The organism is Runella sp. R0.1_18 (assembly GCF_057652155.1).
Window position 1 is genome coordinate 1 of sequence record NZ_JBYFCK010000008.1, and the last position, 17,550, is coordinate 17,550.

The following is a 17,550-nucleotide window of genomic DNA, read 5'->3' on the forward strand; positions in this document are numbered from 1 at the left end:
GAACAGAGAAGTTAAGCCCCACTCCGCCGATGATACTGCAATAAAATGTGGGAAAGTAGGTAGCCGCCACAATATTAATCCGAGAGGAGCTCAAAAACGAGCTCCTCTTTTTTTGCTATACGTTACTCCCCGCCAGTGCCTCGGGTGCCGTTTGTAAGAGCCAGGGGGGGGACACTCAATGAAGATCCATTGTTGTACTGGTCAGCGCCAATATCTATTTTAGCACCCCGCGCTTTGCCGTCATAATCCTTTTCTACTAAGCTTTGCAGTATTTTCCCCGCTCCGATGCACGGGCTACCGTCGGCTAAATGATAAGAATTATCAAGTTTAGGGTTGGTAAGAAAACTGTTACTATCAAATTTACTTTTATTCTTCCAGTTATCGAACCCTAAAAACTCTTCATATTCGTCGTCATTTTTATCTATGCGATACGAAACTTGGCTGGCTTTGTAATAAACATTGTAGCCTAATTCATTTACCCCTTCGGGCAAACCTCGTAAACGCGCCATGTGTCCTTGAGCCGAAGCGGCTTGCACAAAAATATTATTAGCCACTTTGATGTCCTTAGACTTTGGAAATTTATCACCTTTTGGAGTGCCGTATATCTCACCCCGTGCAATCAGCAATGCCGCACTGGCATTTTGTGCTACATTGATAAACGTGTTATTATATACCTGCGCATTTTGGGCAGCATAAAGCCCCACTCCTTCCCATTTTGTATTCACAACAATGTTATTTCGGATGATTATATTGATACTTTCGTAATAATTGGGGTTACTATCGGTGTCAAACCACTCGGCGTCAGTGTCGAGATAACCTGCAACTAAACCTCCTTCGCCACAATTCATGAGTAAATTTTGCTCAAAAACACAATCTTTGGCGCCTCCTTTGGCATAAAGACCGTTGGTGGCAATATCATGAATGTAGCAATTACGGACGGTCATATTAGATCCATTAACGTTATCTATTCCTTCCGCATTTTGAGCCGAAATATTGGCAGGCCCAATTCCCGAGCGATAGATTTCGCAATTAAGAACTTGAATGTATTGGCAGCCTGGCGCAATTTTAATGCAGTCCCGACCTGTGTCGTGGATTTTACAATTCAAAATTTTTACATTTCGTACGCCTCTTCGTTTGGTGAAAGGTATGCTACGGTCGTCTTCCCAATTGCTTTCAAACTTTACCCCATAAAGATAACCACCAACTATTTCGAGGTTTTCGATGGTGATATTTTCAGTGGTCGGTTCGCGAAACCACAAACAGCTTGTGATGTCTTCAACGGTCGTGGATGCTTTAATGACGGCCCATTCGCCAGGATAGGAGTGAAGATAAATATTGGACGTACGGAATTTAATTTCTTTGCTTTCGTGTGTTCCGCCTCTCAGAACGATTTCTAAGGCTTTGGAAGGGTCAGCTTCGTCTGCGGCTTTTTGAATCGTTTTAAACGGCTTATTTTCGCTTCCGTCGTTTGAGTCGTTGCCCGATGGGGAAACGTAAACAATGCCACTAAGTGCGCCACTGCTACCATCACAATTGGGCGGAGCTTGGGAACACCCACAGGATGTAGGGTCAGTGTCGCATTCATCGGTTTCGATGTTTTCTTTGTTGCATCCAAAAATACCTAGCAACAAAAAAATGGTGATGTAAAAACAGGGGCGATTCATTAATGTATGAATTAAAATGAGTGTCGATGTATGAAAAATAAAGACAAAAGCAATCCTAACGAAGCCAAAAACAGCTTCGCAATCGATAAAAAATGTCCTTAAAAAGGGATTATTGGGGAGTTCGGCTCAGAGTAGTGGCTACTTTTTTAGAATGGCGTGGGTCAGAACTTCGCCAAGTACTGGAACCATCGGTATTGTGATACGCAAATGAGAGTGTCAGGGTCATACCATCTTCTTGCCAATTTCCCTTGTTAGCTTCTACTAAGGTAAAATTAGGAAGAACGCGTTTTTTCTCATCTTCAGGGCGGAAATTAAAGTGAAGATGATGGAAATCATCTTTTTCTACGGCTCCATAAATCTCGTATGTTTCGGTACCTAATCGGCTTTTAGCAATGGCTTTGCCGTCAAAAGCACGTTTGTTGTCTCTTCTTCGGCTACTACGTTTCCGAGCTGCGCTACGTTCACGTTCTTCTTCCGTTACAGGTTCATAAATTTCGATTTCGAGCGTTTTTTTTACATTATCGGGGTCGATAAAGCTTCCTTGCCATTTGCCAACCAATAATTTTGCGTTTTCATCAGAACTGTAAGCCCACGGTCGGTCGAAAGTATCAAACCAGTAGCTTGTATAGTACTTACATTCATAAACAAGCCAACTAAGGAGTACCAACGAACCAAGGGCGAGCACTATTTTTCTTTTGTTCATAATCTCAAAATTAGAAAACCTGAAAAAGTACCATTCAGATTGTTTGCAAGTAAAATTACGCTTCTTTCCGAAATTATATCTTCTTAAAGTTTTGCATGAGTGTCATTTCTGGATACGTCGATAGCTTAGTGACATCGACGACCAAGGCCATAAAGTTAGGGGTTGTAGAAATTTGTAAGGTAAGGTCACCCGACTGGCCAATGGATTGGGCTAACTCTTTTTGCTCTTTTCCAATCTGGATAAGTTGACCTTCTAAAATCCCATTAGCGTCAGATTTATTTACTTTCAGTGTCCAGCGAATTTCGGTAGTGGTGTTTCTTTGCCCATCGGTCACTACTAATCGCCCATCGCTAAAAAATTCATACACGATATTGATACCTCTAGGCTCGGTATCGAAGGTATCGTTGACTTTTGAGCCGTCAGATTTTGTGATATAATACCCTGTTTTGATTAGTTTCCATTTTCCGACGATTTCAGGGGAGTTCTCGGGTTGTGGGTCAGTGGTTTGAGAGCTGCAACCCGCGCCCATATTTACGCAGAATACAACCAACAAAATGCCGTAAATGAGGAGTTTTTTCATGGTTTGAGAGATTTGTTTTAATCCTTTTTATAGATGATTTTTATTGATTTTGCCCCTTTGGGTACATACTTTTCTTGTGGACTATACGCGTGTGTAGTGGTCATGGTGTTGCCAGAGATGCTCACTTGATCGGTATTTGTAAGATCTTTCATGCGAGTAGTGAGGGTGGAGCCGTTGAGCTTCCAAGTAGAAAGTACAGCGGGGATGGGGCAGCCTTTCGGGACGCGCATACTCAAATTTCCGTTGGCTTCAAAAACATACACAATATCGGCCGTACAAGGCATTGCTTTGGTAAGTTCTGCCATATCGTCGGTGGTTTTACCGTCCGAATAGATAGTAATGATGGCGGTTCTCTTCCATTCTCCCACTATGCTTTGGGCTGATAGCGAGTGATAGAGGGTCATTAAAACCAGTAGTGTAAGCAAATACTGGGCGGGTAGTTTTTTCATGTGACGATTTTATTATTTGACAAGTTGGGTGGAAATTCCAGTAATAGGGCCTGTGGCAGTGGTATTGTACATTTCGTCGTTGTTTCGATAAATAAATACCCTACCTGGCTGAAGAATTACGGTTTGAAACCGCTGTATGGCCTGCTTGCCCGTTACAGTTTCAAAGTAGCTGTCATTAAAGTTGTCTTTTTTAATGATGATATAATTTCCAGCATAGGGGTAGTTCCACTTGACATTTTCCATTTTACTGGCTTTAGATACATCCGATTGCTCCATGTTTGAGGCCGTCCATTCGTCGGGAGCCCCCGTTAGATTTTTAAATGTAAGTGTTTGGTTGTTAGGGTTATAGTCGAATTTGAGTACGTTTTTATTGGTTTGAGTAATCGTAATTACGTTGTCTTCACCCAAAATCCAAGTGCCTCCCGATTCGCCCAACGCTTCATAAAACTTAAAAACGCCATTGGGCAAAAAAGAGACGGCAAAACACTGCGAGAGCACCAACTGTCTGTTGTCGTTTTCTCGAACGGGTTTATATTTGAAAAAGCCCGTCCAAATACTGTTTGTGAGTTGTTCAGCAGGGGCTATTTCTGCTTTTTTGCAACCCGTTACCAATAAGATGGTTATTCCAAAAATGAGTAGTTTTTTCATGTTGTTTGGCGGAGATACTTTTTAACCAACGTTTTTTTTCGACGCGACACTTCTACTTGCTGTCCATTGTTTAAAACAAGCGACAGGTATTTTCGGGTATCGGATTTATGAACCGATACCTCGCTGATTCGGATTAAAAAAGAACGATTTACCCTTACAAAAACTTCATTGGGGAGTTCGCGAGCAAAAAGCGCTAGGGTTTTAGAAGTGAGAATGCTCTTCCCGTTCCGAAAATGAATGGTGGTATAATTACCTATGCCTTCCAGCCACGCAATTTCTTCAATGTAAAAAGGCTGTTTCAACTGTAATTTTGGACAGAGTTCAATGGTTTCTTTCATGGTGTTTTGCGATAAAAGCTCTTCATTTATTTCCGCAGCCATCTAAAAAGGCGCTAAAAACAGCCCCTTTTTGCACTTCAAAACCTGCTTTAAGTAGCACATACGTACCAGCATCATACGTGGCTTTTCCCGTAGGAAGTACTTTGTTGGTAGCCGTAATAGGCCCGTTGGTTTCGAAACGTTGGTTGTTGGTAATAGTAGAGGGTAAATCGGTAGGTGAAATGTTGGATACGCAGGGGATAATGCGTAACCCCGTCCCGATAATTCCTACAGGTGGGGGAACCGTAAGCGAATTATCACCCCATTCATCCGCTCCTATATCAAGTGGAAATGTACGGTTGGTGCCATCATAATCTAAGTTCACGCTTTGTAGCGGCTTCCCTGTATTGATACATATACTATTGGAGTTGAGGTGGTATTGGGGAGTAAGAGTAGGGTTTCCTTCGCTGCTATGGGCATCAAATCCCGAGGAATTACGCCATTGGGTAAAGGTGAGATTGGATGCTTGAAGATAGGTGTAAGTCGGGGAGTTGGTATTTCGAAAATACCGATTGTAATCTATCTCGTTGTTTGTCCCCGAAATGCCACTCGCTTGGTAATCTTGGTGGAAACGAATGCGCACCATCGGTAAAGTGCTGGCTTCGTTTTCAACAAAAATATTGTTGATGACTTTTACATCAACACAAGGCGATGCAATGGTCGTGGTTTCACTGACCCATACTTCATTGGGGCCAATGTACAAGGGGGCTAAAGCTTCGCTCCCTACGTTGGCAAAGGTATTGTTAAGTACCTGAGGGCGTACCGCTGCGATAAGCCCGACGCCGCCATGTTTAGTATTGGCAACGATGTTGTTGCGAATAACCCCATCGAAATTTTCGTAATAATAGGTTTGATTATCGGGGTCAAAAAGGTCGTTGTCGGTGCCTCCTACGCCCAACATTACCCCAAATTCACCACAATTGACAATAAGATTATTCTCAATAACTGTATTTTTGGCTCCTCCTTTTGCGTAAAGCCCCGTCGTTGAAATGTCGTGAATATAGCATCCTCGAACAAGCATCTGGTCGCCGTTGACGTTATCAATTCCCTCGGCGTTTTGGGCAGAGACATTGGCAATGCCTACACCCGAATGGTGGATTTCACAATTGAGAATAGCGATGTTATCGCAGTAAGGAACCAGCTTAATACAATCGCGGCCTGTGTGATGAATTTTGCAGTTTCTGACGGTAATGTTACTCGTGCCGTGCACAATCGGCTCGTCCCAGCCTAAATTATTTTCAAATTTAAGGCCATAATAATAACCACCAATAATTTCTAGGTTCTCTATCATCCCTCCCATAACGCAGGGTTCGCTGTACCAAATCGTACTGCTAATGTCTTCGATATGCGTGGGGGCTTGGATAATGGCCCATTCGCTGGCATACGACCGTAGGGTGAGGTTTGATGTCCTGATTCTGAGTTCATTGTTAAGGATATACGTACCTCCTCGCAATTCAATCGTATCGTTGGGGCGGGCGGTATCAATGGCTTTTTGGATATTCCGAAAAGGCTGTAAAACAGTTCCTGCGTTGGCATCGCTACCATTGGTGGCCACGTACCAAGTCGTAGGAGTTGCGTTAGGCGTTTTATCACATTGCGCCTTGAGCAAGGTGGGAAAAACCAATAACAAAAGCCATGTTCTCATACGCTGTGAAAGTTTATTTTCCTGTACCCGTAGGCAAATTTAAAGCAGCTTCAATGGCGCTAAGGCGGGCTTCTAATTGCTCATTTTTTAGTTTGAGCGACTGTGTAGTACTTGATTGTACTTCGTTTTTCTCTTGAAGTTCTTTGATGGCTTCCAACAAATGAGGAATCAAACCCGTGTAATTGACGCTCAAAAAGCCTTCTTGGTCGGTTTCGACCAATTCAGGAAAAATTTTCTGGACTTCTTGGGCAATGAACCCCGTTTGGAGCGATGTCTCTGGGTGTTTTTTCCAGTGATAGTTAACGCCGTTTAGTGCCTGAATTCTGGTAAGAGAACCTTGAATGGGCGAAATGTCGGTTTTGAGGCGTATATCGGAGCAGTTAGTGATGGTAGAATAAGAGCAAATGCTACCTACATTGACGTTAAACCGCATGAGCCATTGCGCCATACCTTGGCTATAAATACCAAACTCATTGTCGTCACGCATTCCAATAAACGCACGTAATTGGTTGTTGAGGTTGTTGTTGAACCATACTCCCGCGCTGGTTTCATTGCTTCCACCACTACGAAGACGAGCTCTCCCGCCGACATCCAGCGTGAAATCTGGAATATTTCCACTGATTCCTATTCCAAGGCGCTCAGAAATAGTGACATTTCCCAAAAAAGATCCAGCAAACCCAACCCCATAACTAATTCCTTGTACCCCAATTCCTCCTGTATTCGAAATTCCAAGGACACCCGTGTGCCCGTCGCCATAGACACCGAAGCCAAACGATTCGCTGGATTTTCCAAAAAGCCCATGTTTTCCAGAACCAAAAACACCGACGTTGTATGCGCCATTTCCACCAAGGGAAGGGGCGTTTTTTCCTAGTCCGACTACTCCTATAAATTGATTTTTTGGGTTGCTTGCGTCAGGCGTAATTTCTCCGTGCAGTCCTTCTTGGGAATAAACGCCCGTACCAGATGCCTGTGAAAAAATGGGAATGTAAGGAGAGGTGGTATAAAGTGCGTGAAGTGAGGCTTTGGAGGTAATGGCGGTACTGCCCGAAGTGCGTATCTCTACGACGGGGTTTTGGGCATGCAACATTCCGTAGCCAATCGAACAAAATATTAAAAATAGCTTTTTCATAAAAGAAATTGTAGGGTTTATCGTCCTGCGTTGTAAATGCTCATTAACAGCGCTTTGCTGATGCGTTGTCCTGCTTTTTTGCCAATGTGGCCTTGGCCATCAGACGTATCCACGCCGTTTACGTCGCTTGGGTCAGAAGAGGTGTTTCGGTTGTCGGGACAGATACGCCATACGTTGCTTTGTTGGCAGCTACCGTCGTTGGCTTCTAAAGCTTGCAAATCAAAAATGACATCAGTACTCTTGAACGTATCTTTCATCCATTGCCCTACTTTCATTTTGGCGGCGTTGCCTTCGTACGATGAAGTGGAATACACCAACGGCGGGGTTACGTGGACAAAACGTAGCGAAGGCGATTGGGTACGAAGGGCATCAATCATGGCTTTGTACTCAGTTTGTACTTTTTCGTAGTTATCGTCCATGATGTCGGCGTAGCCAAACTTAAAAACCATGATTTGGAGTACATCCTTGTTACGAGTTGCATTTTCACGAAATACCCTGATTTTTTCGGAAGGGTTTCCGTTTGGAATACCACCCACATCTACAAAAATCCCGCCTTTTAGCCCTTTACCCGAGGCGGCACCGTCGGTTTTGTCGCCTTTGCCGTAATAATCAAAAGGATAGCCGTTGGCTTTGCAGCCTTCTTCCAAATCTTGCCCGACGGATTGGTGTAAAAACAGGGCGTTCCAGCCCATGATGCGGCCTTTTTCGGAAGTCGAAAGTTTGTCCCAGTCGGCAACGCCCGCCGTACCAACTACGCCAGGTTGACCTTTGCCCATGACATTGCCTCCTGTGGGGTTAGAGGGATTACTTGTGTTATCGGGGTCGGGCGTTTCGGAGGTGCTGGAGCAAGATAGCATTCCCATCAATGCCCCTAAAAGCAGTATTTTTTTCATCACTCAATGTTGTTTTAGTAAAGCAGCTTCTAATTTTTCGATACGTGCCGAAAGGCTTTTGTTGGCTTCTATCAAGTGGGGAATAAGCCCTACGTAATCCACCGAGAGCATACCTTCATAGTCGGTTTTGACCAATTCAGGAAAGATTTTTTGCACTTCTTGGGCAATAAGACCTGTCTGTAAATCAGGGCTTTTTTCGTTTTTCCAGTAGTACTGATACCCTTGCAGTTGATTGAGTTTTTGGGAGGAGTGGGTAAGCGGGCGAAAATCTTTTTTGAGGCGTATATCCGAACAAACAGTAGGAGTCGTAGCATAGCAAATACTTCCTGTATTGATGTTCCAACGTTGGATATAATTATTGTAGCCATATCCGTAAACAGCTAACTCAGTTGTTCCACGCATACCGATGAAGCCCAGACTACCTTTAGCAACATCATCTCGAAACTCTATTCCACCCTCCAAGGAACTATTGGCACTTTTACCTATAATCATTCTTCCACCAAACAAAGCACTGTACCCCCCATCACGTGTTTTTGCAGAAAGAGCATAACTATTTGATGAATAAGCATCAATGGCAGTTTTAACTGCTTCAATAAAAACTCCCTTATCTTTTGATGCAACTCCTAATCCAAAATCGGATTCATTTCCAATATTGTATATGCCCACTGTAGATGTGAAAAAAATATTATCAGGTACCGCTATCCGTATTTTCGTTCCAGTATTTTCTATTAAATTAGAGCTTACCCAATTGCTGCCATCATATCGGAGGGTTTGATGAAGTGCCCCAGCAGGAGGGAGGGAGGATAGATTGCGCCAAGCACTACCATCCGAATATTGATGCGTGCCGTTGGTGGAGTTGAAAAGCATAGTGCCTATTCCAACGGTATTAGGCGCAGGGCGAGTTGCCGCTGAAAAGCGCGGAACCTCAACTCCATAAGGGCTTAATAGCCCCATTTGAGCGTAAAGGTTATGGACAAACAGGAAAAACAATAGTAACTTTTTCATCTCTCATTCACTATTTTAATCCATACTGCTTTACAATAGCTGCCCGTTCTTCGCCTGAGTTGGCACCATAAAAAAGCCCAAACTTTTCATTGAGAACATCACGCTCCCGACTCAATGCCGCCGAACCACGCGGAAAACCGTTTTCGGGGGTGAGTTGGTGGAAGATTTTTTCTAAAAACTCCTCAAAAGGCTGGTTGAAGTACATATCTACGAAGCGAAGTGGCTTGTCGGAGGCATTAAAAAAGGTGTGCTTAATCATGCGTGGGCGCAGATGCCACCCGCCTGCTTCTACTTGAACTACTTCATCACCTATCAATACGCTGGCTGTGCCTTCAAGAACAAACATCAACTCGTCGAGTTCTTTGTGCCAATGTGGGGCGGGGCCCATGGTTTTGGGAGCTACGGCACATTCCACGCTCGAAAATAGCCCGTTGGTCATCGAAGTCCGAATCCAAACCCGTATGTCTGAGCTGCCTTTGTGGTCGAGTGGAGGTAAAGATGGTAGCAAAACGGGCTTGATACCATCTGGTAAAATTCCATTGTTGCTTTCTCCAAAAGCCGTTTGTGATAATCCAGTAAAGGCAGTCAAAAGGGCTGAATTGAGTAAAAAATCTCGTCGTTCCATGGTATCGTTCGTTTTGAATAATTGCTTTGTGAACTAAGCAAGTCAAAACTATACAGAAGAAGGTGGGGTATCAATCGGTACTCGACCAACAACAGTTTTAATAGACAAAAGACAGAATGGAAGGGAAAATCAAGCGTACCGAAAAGTAAATAAATCCTGATAGACGCATACTTCTATCCCAAAAGCATCTATCTTTAACTGGTCAAGTGCTACTATTACATGAACCTGGATACTACTTATAGCTGTGTTATCATTGACGATAATGAAATCGATCGTCTGACGGCACTGATGTATGCCAAAAAATACCCGATGCTGCGCGTGGTTGGGGTTTTTGAATCGCCCCAAGCGGCGATTCCCGTGTTGCAACAAGGACAAATAGACGTGTTAATCAGTGATATTGACATGCCCGAAACCTCTGGGCTAGCGCTTCGAGCGCAGTTTAGGGCGATTCCCGTGTGCATTTTTATCACGGCCTATCCCGATTATGCCGCCGAGAGTTTTGACGTCGATGCGTTTGATTTTTTGGTAAAACCATTGAAAGCCGACCGTTTTGACCACAGCATGATGCGTTTGCAGAGTTACCTGTCGCTCAAGCGAAAAGCCGAACTTTTTGAATACAGTTTGGGAGGAAATACGGTTTTTATCAAAGATGGTCACCAGCAAGTCAAGCTGAACTTGCACGAGATTTTGTACTTGGAAGCCCTCAAAGACTACACGCGGATTGTGACGCCTACCAAAAAATACAGCGTGTTGGCCTCGATTGGGCTGCTACTGCAAGAACAAGCCTTTCGGTCGTTTGTCAGAATTCACCGTAGCTATGCCGTGCAAAAACACTACATCGAGCGGGTATCGGCGCAGCAGGTACAGATTCGGGAATATGCGTTGCCCGTGGGAAGAAGTTACAAAGAGGCTTTACTGAACTTAAAATGAAGACGTTAAAAAAGGGGTGCGGGATTATTTTGTTTCTATTGGGACTAATCAACGTCACGCACGCCCAAAAACAAGGACAGGCCCTGGCTGATTCGTTGGTGAAAGTTTTGCCTACGATTAAAAACGATACCCTAAAAGCCCGTACGTATAAACGCATTGCGGAAGAATACTTCTTTATTAACTCAGACAAAGCCCTTTATTACAGTCAATTGGGGCTAAAGCACGCGCAAAAAATGCCGTGGAAGCGGGGAATTGGTGTGTTTACGGGGGCAATAGGGCGGGCTTATAGTGACAAGGGGATGTACGATTCTTGCCAATTGTACCTTCAACGGGCACTGGCAGTGTACCGCGAAATAGACGATAAATGGAATATGACCTCGATTCTGAACAATCTGGGGGCAGCAGAACAAAACATTGCGTCTAATTATCCAAAAGCCATCGACTATTACTTAAAAGCATTAAAAATCTCCGAAGAATTGGGGGATGCTTACCTGAAAACGGTGGCATTGGGCAATGTTTCTACCACATTTTTAGCCCAAAAAAACTACGAAAAAGCACTAGCCTATGCGCTTAAAGGGCTACAGGAAGCAAAAAAACAGACCAAGGAGTCGGAAGGCGAGGCCCAACGGGAAGTAGGGCAGTCGATGATGAAGGTAATTGCGGTTTATATCGCCAAAGAAGACTACACAAATGCCAAAAAATACCTCTTTCAAGCCATTCCTCTCTTTGAAAAAACGGGAAATTTGGAAGGTTTAGCAAATGCGTATGGTAGCTTAGGTACGATTTCGGACAAGGACATAGATAGTAAAATTCGCTATAACCTCAAGGCATTTGAGGCGTGGTCGAAAGTGAATCCCATGCAGTCGGATGCAATTCAGAACGTGGGAAATCTTGGTGAAGCCTACATTGAAAAAGCCAAAAGCTATCCTAGCCAACAGAAAGAACTGCTACAACAAGCCGAAAAATACCTTCAAATCGCCATCAACCGAAGCAAACAGAAGGGGGAGGTGAGTAGTCAATCGTACTGGACGGGCATTTTGGCAGAATTACAGGCGGAACGAGGAGATTATAAAAACGCATACATCAACTTCAGAGAGTTTCAGTCGGGTCAAGATTCCATTTTTTCCCAAGAAAATAAAAACAAAATAGCCGAAGTAGAAGGCAAACGTGAAATAGAGCTGCGAGACAAACAGCTTGAAATCAATCGGTTGGAGTTGGAAAGTCAGAAAAAACAGCGAGTAGGTTTTGTGATTGGGCTGGTGCTGTTGGGAGTGATTGGGGCGTTGCTGTACTGGCAAAACCAGACGCGGAAGCGTACCAATACGACGCTGTTGCACCTCAACAACGAATTGGACGAAGCCAACAAAGTAAAAGCTAAGTTTTTTGCCATTTTGAGCCATGACTTACGAAGTCCCGTATCGAACCTTATCAGTTTTTTGAACCTCCAAAAAGAAGCCCCAGATTTGCTTTCGCCCGAATTGGCCGCCGCGCACCAGCAACGCATCACAACCGCTGCCGAAGGACTGCTCGATACGATGGAGTCGATGCTGTTGTGGAGCAAAAGCCAAATGGAGAACTTTCGGCCACAGGTAAAGGAAGTGGCAGTAAATGAGTTGTTTGAGTATTTGCAGAAGTTCTTTTCAGGAAATACAGGGGTGGTGTTTCAGTTTGAAAACCCCAATCATCTAAACGTAATAACGGACGAAGATTACCTCAAAGTAATCATGCAAAACTTGACTGGAAACGCCTTGAAAGCGCTCAAAAACGTCCCCAATGGCAACATTCATTGGGCAGCGCGTGAGGAAAAAGGGCAGGTTATCTTGGCCATTACGGACAATGCAGGTGGGGTTTCGGAGCAGCAATTGAGTGCACTTTACTCCGAAACGGCCAATGTAGGTGGAAAATCGGGTCTTGGCTTGCACCTAATTCGCGACTTAGCCAAAGCGATTTCCTGCAAAATTACGGTGAACCCCACGCCTAACGTTGGAACGGAGTTTCGGTTGGCGTTTGGGTAAGTCAGTAAGACCGATGCACCCCCAACAACTTCCCTTCCACGGCTTCCCACGTGTAACGTTGGCTTAGATTTTGGTCAAAAACAAAGGTTTTCTTTCGTGAAATCAATGCTTCTAGCAGCTTTTGGGTATCAGTTACGTAGTATGAATCCGTGACGTAGCCCAAATTTTCCTTTTCGACAAAGGAAGCGACTTTAATTTCGGCATTGATGATGACGGGAGTTTGTGCCTGCACCGCATCGTAGATTTTGTTGGGGCTGGCGTTGAGGTTGTTGTCGTTGATGGGTTCATAGACCGACAAAATATAGTCACATGCTGAGGCCAACCGCATGGTTTCTTGCTGGGTTTTTACCCCCAAAAACGTCACTTGAGGATGTTGACACAGTTGACGGGTAGGTTCGTCATACACCCAACCAATGGCCCAAACGCGTACTTTGGGAGAAAATGTCACCAAGTCGTTCAGCAGTTGGGTTCCGCGCGTTACGCCCAACGAACCGCTGTACAAAACCAGTAATTCGTCATCGCTGGCGGCTTTGGGCTGGACGTCAGTAAAGGCATAAGGATAATTTTCTACGACGACTGTTTTCTTCCGAAAGCCTTCGGGTACTAGCTGTAAACGATTGTCGTCGGTAACAATGATGGCCGAAGGAAGGCGGTACACCCACGATTGTAACGAGCGTACCAAAGCACTGCTGGAGCGCAAAAAGATAGAATCAAAAATATCGGCCACCAAGCGACGGCGACTCCACCACAACAATGGATAAAAAATCACCAAAAGCTGTTCGTTGATAACGTGGATGCTGTCGTATGATTGGGTAAAGTATAATTTTAGAAACGCTCCTACGTACCGAATCAACGTTCCGATGGACTTATGATGGCCTTTGATCAAATGAAACTTGTGGCAAAGCGGTTTCACAAAAGATTGAGATTCATCACGGCCAATGCCCAAATAGATAATATCAAAGTGTTTCGATAACGTTTTGATTTCTTTGTTAATTCTAGTATCTGAGCCGTCGTTGATACAGAGATAAAGCAAATAGGGCATTGGTGCGTTTTATAAAAGTGTTTTTACTGCAAACTAAATTTAGATTGCCTTAAATTGCTACTAACACCCTCTAAGTTTTTGAATGGCCTTGTTACTTATGTCGTTTGTTACTTCATCAACGGACAAACTCTGTACGATTTCGGACACTGATTCTTGAAAATAACTTCAACAAAGGTGGTTTTTGTTGTGGCACGATTATTTCATCTAAAAAATTGTATCTAATTAATCCCCGACCATTTTATGAGAAAAACAATACTGGGAGAACTTGAAGAATTGGTGCTACTGGTGGTTGCCGCTTGCAATGAAGACGTATATGGCGTACCCGTTATGGAGGAGCTTCAGCAGCAAACGGGCCGCGATTTTACCATCAGCGCGGTACACACTACGCTGTATCGTTTGGAGGAAAAAGGCTTTTTGTCGTCCTCGGTGGGAGGGGCAACGGCCGAACGAGGGGGGAGGCGCAAGCGATTATTTGCGCTGACTGCTGCAGGTGGTGAAGTATTGCTGGAAATCCAACAAACCCGCACCCGACTTTGGCAGTCGATTCCGCAAGCTAAACTTGAACTCATGGGTTTATCAGCCAATCCGTTTTAAATGCCCGCATGAAAAAGTCAACCAACCCTTTACCAAACCAACCTCCCCGCTGGGCCGATCAGCTTTTGGAGTGGTTTGTTGCACCGCATTTACTGGAGTATATTCAGGGTGACCTGCACGAAAACTTCCATAAGCGAGTAGCAAAAGTAGGCATTGCTCGCGCCCGCCGAGAGTATCTGTGGGCTGTATTCCATTGCCTTACTCCCTTTTTTACCAAACGACAGACCGTCCAATCCAGTTATTCCAATCAACCCTCTACAGTCATGCTATCCAATTATTTAACCATCGCTTTCCGCAACTTGTGGCGACAAAAGGCATTTACGGCCATCAACATTGTCGGTTTATCGGTAGGACTTGCATCTTGCCTGCTGATTGTACTCTATGTTTTGCACGAATTGAGCTACGACAGCTACCATGCGCACGCCGAGCGTATCTATCGAATGACCATGCACGCTCGAATGGACGATAAGGATATTGATTTGGCTTACTCAAGTGGCCCCGCAGGGGAAGCCCTCCTTCGCGAATCGCCTGGTGTAGAGGCCCTTACTCGACTGCGTAAAGAAGGGGCGTTTCTAGTAAAACATGGTCAAGACATCATAAAAGAAGAAAAAGTTGCTTTTGTTGATTCCAACTTTTTTTCCGTTTTTACCATTCCAATGGTCAAAGGAAATCCCAAAACGGCACTTGTTGAGCCCAATACGCTGATCCTTACAAAAACAATTGCTCATAAGTATTTTGGCACACAAGACCCAGTTGGTCAATCGCTTTCGCTGGGAAATTTAGGGCTTTTTCGGATAACGGGGGTTTGTGAAGATGTTCCCTACAACACCCATTTTCAATACAACATGTTTGGGTCGTTTGCGTCCGTCAAAACGGGAAGCAAATGGCTGGCGAGTGGCGCTTACACGTACGTACGACTTCGGGAAGGACATTCCCTTGCAGAGGTAGAAACCATCAGTCGGGGGTTTGTTAGTAAATACATTGCCCCCGAAATCAAAGAGTTTTTCGGCATGGATTTTACCGCATTTCAGAAAAAAGGCAACCGATTTGGGTTTAAGTTTCAACCTGTCACCGATATTCACTTACATTCTGATTTGGGGGATGAATTGGAGGCCAACAGCGACGCGAAGTATGTCTATATCTTTTCGGTCATTGCGTTTTTTATTCTGTTACTGGCCTGCATCAATTTTACGAATTTATCGACGGCAGGTTCGGCCAGCCGTTCCAAAGAAGTCGGAATACGTAAAGTATTGGGCTCGGTACGGACGCAATTGGTCAGCCAATTTTTGACCGAATCGGTCTTGCTTACTTTTTTTGCATTGGTACTGGCACTGGTTTTGGTCTTTTTGCTTTTACCCAGTTTCAATGTGTTATCGGGCAAACAGTTTACCGTTAGCGACCTGTCCAATGGACGGCTCCTGATGGGAGCTGTAGGGTGTTCATTGGTGATTGGTTTGTTGGCAGGAAGTTATCCCGCGTTTGTACTGGCCTCTTTCAAGCCCATTACGGTGTTAAAAGGCAAGCTACAAATTGGTGGGCGGGGTGGTTGGTTGCGCAATGCCTTAGTAACCACGCAGTTTGTGGTTTCCATTGGGATGATTGTTGCGACCATTGTGGCCAATCGTCAAATACAATTTATGCAAAACAAAAAAGTGGGGTTTGACCGAGAGCAAGTACTGGTGCTGCACGATACGCAAGTGTTAGGTGCCAAAGCTGAGGCATTTAAAGTCGAACTGGCGAAACTATCGTCGGTTGTAAAGGTGGCATCTGCTGGTTTCTTGCCAGCGGGACACAGCAGTCAAAGTGTTGACGGAATTCAATTCCGAGACGGAACACGCACGGGAACCCATCGCACAAAAGGTTACTACATCGACGAAGATTACTTACCTACCTTGGGGATTGACTTGGCGCAGGGGCGTAATTTTTCCAAAGCTTTTTCCACCGAAAACTCTTCGGTTTTGCTCAACGAGGCCGCCGTTCGGACTTATGGCTTCAAAAATCCGATTGGTCAGCAAATTTCTACCGTAGGCGACGGCTCAGAGGGCAGTAAACATACCTACACGGTGGTAGGCGTGGTTAAAGATTTTCATTTTGAATCTATGCACCAGCACATTGCTCCCTTGGTTATTTTCTACGGTAAAGACAACGATCAACTTGCATTACGCATTCAGACCAGCGATATTCCGACACTTCTACAAAAGATAGAACAACAATGGAAAGCTACTACCGATAATCCGTTTGCGTATTCGTTCTTAAATGAACGTTTTAGCAAAATGTACCAGTCAGAGCAGCATATCAGCCAGTTATTTGCCGTTTTTGCAGGATTAGCCGTACTAATTGCCTGTTTGGGGTTGTTTGGTTTGGCTGCCTTCACCACCCATCAGCGCACCAAAGAAATTGGGGTTCGCAAAGTACTGGGTTCTTCCGTGACGGGTATCGTGACCTTGTTATTGACCGATTACCTCAAATTAATTCTTATTGCTACCCTCATTGCATCGCCGATTGCGGGTTATACCATGAGTCAATGGCTACGAGACTTTGCCTACCGAATCGACCTGCCGTGGTGGGCTTTTGCGCTGGCGGGGGTGCTAGCTACGGTCGTAGCGGTCTTGACGGTCAGTTATTTGGCGATTAAGGCGGCTTTGGTAAACCCCGTGAAGAGTTTAAGGGCAGAGTAATGAGGCGATAGACCTTCCAAGTTCCAGAAACTTGGAAGGTCTTTTTTTATCGACGGATAGACTTTCCAAGTTTCAAAAACGATAACACCCAAACTTGGAAAGTTTTTGGTCACCAGCGGACAAACTCTGTACGATTTCGGACACTGATTTTTGAAAACAGCTCTTTTTGGGGCTGTTTTTTTCATGGCATGGTTATTTGTTTAGCAAATAATAATGAAATACTAAAACACGCTAACATACCCATGGGGCGCTCTTATTTAGGTGAATTTGAAGAATTGGTTTTACTCACCGTTGCTGTGCTGGAAGGAACGGCTTACGGCGTCACGATTGCGGCGGAATTAAAACAGCGCATGAACAACCGCCTCATCAGTTTGAGCGGCGTCCACATTGCATTGTATCGCTTGGAGGAAAAAGGCTTTGTTGTTTCTGAATTGGGCGGAGCTACTTCCGAGCGTGGCGGGCGTCGAAAGCGCTTTTTTCGCATCACGGCCTTGGGCAAACGTACTTTGGCCGAAATGCGACAAGTGCGCAACGAGCTTTGGGATGCCATTCCAAACCCTTCATTTTCTTGAG

At 44.6% G+C, this 17,550-nt stretch carries 18 protein-coding genes; 5 read left to right on the top strand and 13 right to left on the bottom strand.

Features of this window, described 5'->3' with window-relative positions:
- Positions 1-122 precede the first annotated feature (122 nt).
- From AC23P2_RS15405 to AC23P2_RS15455, 11 genes are all read right to left on the bottom strand, one after another.
- Positions 123-1,664: a right-handed parallel beta-helix repeat-containing protein gene (locus tag AC23P2_RS15405; protein WP_487774037.1), complete on the bottom strand. Its 1,542-nt coding sequence runs from the start codon at positions 1,662-1,664 to the stop codon at positions 123-125.
- A 109-nt stretch (positions 1,665-1,773) separates the two neighbouring features.
- Complete coding sequence (locus AC23P2_RS15410; RefSeq protein WP_487774038.1) at positions 1,774-2,367, bottom strand: hypothetical protein; 594 nt, start codon at positions 2,365-2,367, stop codon at positions 1,774-1,776.
- Positions 2,368-2,440: 73 nt separating this feature from the next.
- Positions 2,441-2,947 carry a hypothetical protein gene (locus AC23P2_RS15415; protein ID WP_487774039.1) on the bottom strand — a complete coding sequence of 169 codons (507 nt, stop codon included), beginning with the start codon at positions 2,945-2,947 and terminating at the stop codon, positions 2,441-2,443.
- A 17-nt stretch (positions 2,948-2,964) separates the two neighbouring features.
- Positions 2,965-3,396 (bottom strand): lipocalin-like domain-containing protein, encoded by a 432-nt coding sequence (locus AC23P2_RS15420; protein ID WP_487774040.1) that lies wholly within the window; start codon positions 3,394-3,396, stop codon positions 2,965-2,967.
- 12 nt (positions 3,397-3,408) lie between these two features.
- Positions 3,409-4,044, bottom strand: coding sequence for a hypothetical protein (locus AC23P2_RS15425; protein WP_487774041.1), 636 nt, complete (start codon positions 4,042-4,044; stop codon positions 3,409-3,411).
- Positions 4,041-4,382 carry a LytR/AlgR family response regulator transcription factor gene (locus AC23P2_RS15430; protein ID WP_487774042.1) on the bottom strand — a complete coding sequence of 114 codons (342 nt, stop codon included), beginning with the start codon at positions 4,380-4,382 and terminating at the stop codon, positions 4,041-4,043. The genes AC23P2_RS15425 and AC23P2_RS15430 overlap by 4 nt, the downstream gene beginning before the upstream one ends.
- A 22-nt stretch (positions 4,383-4,404) precedes the next feature.
- Entirely contained in the window at positions 4,405-6,066 is a 1,662-nt protein-coding gene (locus AC23P2_RS15435; RefSeq protein WP_487774043.1) for a right-handed parallel beta-helix repeat-containing protein, read from the bottom strand.
- Positions 6,067-6,079: 13 nt separating this feature from the next.
- Positions 6,080-7,195, bottom strand: coding sequence for a tail fiber domain-containing protein (locus AC23P2_RS15440; RefSeq protein WP_487774044.1), 1,116 nt, complete (start codon positions 7,193-7,195; stop codon positions 6,080-6,082).
- A 17-nt stretch (positions 7,196-7,212) separates the two neighbouring features.
- On the bottom strand, positions 7,213-8,088 hold the full coding sequence (locus tag AC23P2_RS15445; protein WP_487774045.1) for an SGNH/GDSL hydrolase family protein: 876 nt from the start codon (positions 8,086-8,088) through the stop codon (positions 7,213-7,215).
- Positions 8,089-8,091: 3 nt separating this feature from the next.
- Entirely contained in the window at positions 8,092-9,093 is a 1,002-nt protein-coding gene (locus AC23P2_RS15450; protein ID WP_472486627.1) for a tail fiber domain-containing protein, read from the bottom strand.
- 10 nt (positions 9,094-9,103) lie between these two features.
- Complete coding sequence (locus AC23P2_RS15455) at positions 9,104-9,718, bottom strand: cupin domain-containing protein (protein WP_472486628.1); 615 nt, start codon at positions 9,716-9,718, stop codon at positions 9,104-9,106.
- 219 nt (positions 9,719-9,937) lie between these two features.
- Between AC23P2_RS15455 and AC23P2_RS15460 the strand changes: the two genes are divergently transcribed.
- Positions 9,938-10,648 (top strand): LytR/AlgR family response regulator transcription factor, encoded by a 711-nt coding sequence (locus AC23P2_RS15460; RefSeq protein WP_487774046.1) that lies wholly within the window; start codon positions 9,938-9,940, stop codon positions 10,646-10,648.
- Entirely contained in the window at positions 10,645-12,663 is a 2,019-nt protein-coding gene (locus AC23P2_RS15465) for a tetratricopeptide repeat protein (RefSeq protein ID WP_487774047.1), read from the top strand. Before AC23P2_RS15460 ends, AC23P2_RS15465 begins: the two co-directional genes overlap by 4 nt.
- 1 nt (position 12,664) lies before the next feature.
- Here AC23P2_RS15465 and AC23P2_RS15470 read toward each other — a convergent pair whose 3' ends face one another.
- A complete protein-coding gene (locus tag AC23P2_RS15470; protein WP_487774048.1) occupies positions 12,665-13,705 on the bottom strand; it encodes a glycosyltransferase family protein in 1,041 nt (346 codons plus the stop codon).
- 240 nt (positions 13,706-13,945) lie between these two features.
- On the opposite strand from AC23P2_RS15470, the gene AC23P2_RS15475 reads away from it, so the two are divergent.
- Both AC23P2_RS15475 and AC23P2_RS15480 read left to right on the top strand, forming a co-directional pair.
- Positions 13,946-14,299 carry a PadR family transcriptional regulator gene (locus tag AC23P2_RS15475; protein ID WP_487774049.1) on the top strand — a complete coding sequence of 118 codons (354 nt, stop codon included), beginning with the start codon at positions 13,946-13,948 and terminating at the stop codon, positions 14,297-14,299.
- Between the two features lie 8 nt (positions 14,300-14,307).
- Entirely contained in the window at positions 14,308-16,977 is a 2,670-nt protein-coding gene (locus AC23P2_RS15480; protein WP_487774050.1) for an ABC transporter permease, read from the top strand.
- On the opposite strand, the gene AC23P2_RS15485 is transcribed toward AC23P2_RS15480, so the two are convergent.
- Positions 16,920-17,162: a hypothetical protein gene (locus AC23P2_RS15485; protein ID WP_487774051.1), complete on the bottom strand. Its 243-nt coding sequence runs from the start codon at positions 17,160-17,162 to the stop codon at positions 16,920-16,922. The genes AC23P2_RS15480 and AC23P2_RS15485 overlap by 58 nt on opposite strands.
- 57 nt (positions 17,163-17,219) lie before the next feature.
- On the opposite strand from AC23P2_RS15485, the gene AC23P2_RS15490 reads away from it, so the two are divergent.
- Positions 17,220-17,549: a helix-turn-helix transcriptional regulator gene (locus AC23P2_RS15490; protein ID WP_028523458.1), complete on the top strand. Its 330-nt coding sequence runs from the start codon at positions 17,220-17,222 to the stop codon at positions 17,547-17,549.
- Position 17,550 lies beyond the last annotated feature (1 nt).

Bases quoted from the DNA above. Each gene is read 5' to 3' on its own strand.
- AC23P2_RS15405 (WP_487774037.1), bottom strand. From the start codon at position 1,664: ATGAATCGCCCCTGTTTTTACATCACCATTTTTTTGTTGCTAGGTATT.
- AC23P2_RS15410 (WP_487774038.1), bottom strand. From the start codon at position 2,367: ATGAACAAAAGAAAAATAGTGCTCGCCCTTGGTTCGTTGGTACTCCTT.
- AC23P2_RS15415 (WP_487774039.1), bottom strand. From the start codon at position 2,947: ATGAAAAAACTCCTCATTTACGGCATTTTGTTGGTTGTATTCTGCGTA.
- AC23P2_RS15420 (WP_487774040.1), bottom strand. From the start codon at position 3,396: ATGAAAAAACTACCCGCCCAGTATTTGCTTACACTACTGGTTTTAATG.
- AC23P2_RS15425 (WP_487774041.1), bottom strand. From the start codon at position 4,044: ATGAAAAAACTACTCATTTTTGGAATAACCATCTTATTGGTAACGGGT.
- AC23P2_RS15430 (WP_487774042.1), bottom strand. From the start codon at position 4,382: ATGAAAGAAACCATTGAACTCTGTCCAAAATTACAGTTGAAACAGCCT.
- AC23P2_RS15435 (WP_487774043.1), bottom strand. From the start codon at position 6,066: ATGAGAACATGGCTTTTGTTATTGGTTTTTCCCACCTTGCTCAAGGCG.
- AC23P2_RS15440 (WP_487774044.1), bottom strand. From the start codon at position 7,195: ATGAAAAAGCTATTTTTAATATTTTGTTCGATTGGCTACGGAATGTTG.
- AC23P2_RS15445 (WP_487774045.1), bottom strand. From the start codon at position 8,088: ATGAAAAAAATACTGCTTTTAGGGGCATTGATGGGAATGCTATCTTGC.
- AC23P2_RS15450 (WP_472486627.1), bottom strand. From the start codon at position 9,093: ATGAAAAAGTTACTATTGTTTTTCCTGTTTGTCCATAACCTTTACGCT.
- AC23P2_RS15455 (WP_472486628.1), bottom strand. From the start codon at position 9,718: ATGGAACGACGAGATTTTTTACTCAATTCAGCCCTTTTGACTGCCTTT.
- AC23P2_RS15460 (WP_487774046.1), top strand. From the start codon at position 9,938: ATGAACCTGGATACTACTTATAGCTGTGTTATCATTGACGATAATGAA.
- AC23P2_RS15465 (WP_487774047.1), top strand. From the start codon at position 10,645: ATGAAGACGTTAAAAAAGGGGTGCGGGATTATTTTGTTTCTATTGGGA.
- AC23P2_RS15470 (WP_487774048.1), bottom strand. From the start codon at position 13,705: ATGCCCTATTTGCTTTATCTCTGTATCAACGACGGCTCAGATACTAGA.
- AC23P2_RS15475 (WP_487774049.1), top strand. From the start codon at position 13,946: ATGAGAAAAACAATACTGGGAGAACTTGAAGAATTGGTGCTACTGGTG.
- AC23P2_RS15480 (WP_487774050.1), top strand. From the start codon at position 14,308: ATGAAAAAGTCAACCAACCCTTTACCAAACCAACCTCCCCGCTGGGCC.
- AC23P2_RS15485 (WP_487774051.1), bottom strand. From the start codon at position 17,162: ATGAAAAAAACAGCCCCAAAAAGAGCTGTTTTCAAAAATCAGTGTCCG.
- AC23P2_RS15490 (WP_028523458.1), top strand. From the start codon at position 17,220: ATGGGGCGCTCTTATTTAGGTGAATTTGAAGAATTGGTTTTACTCACC.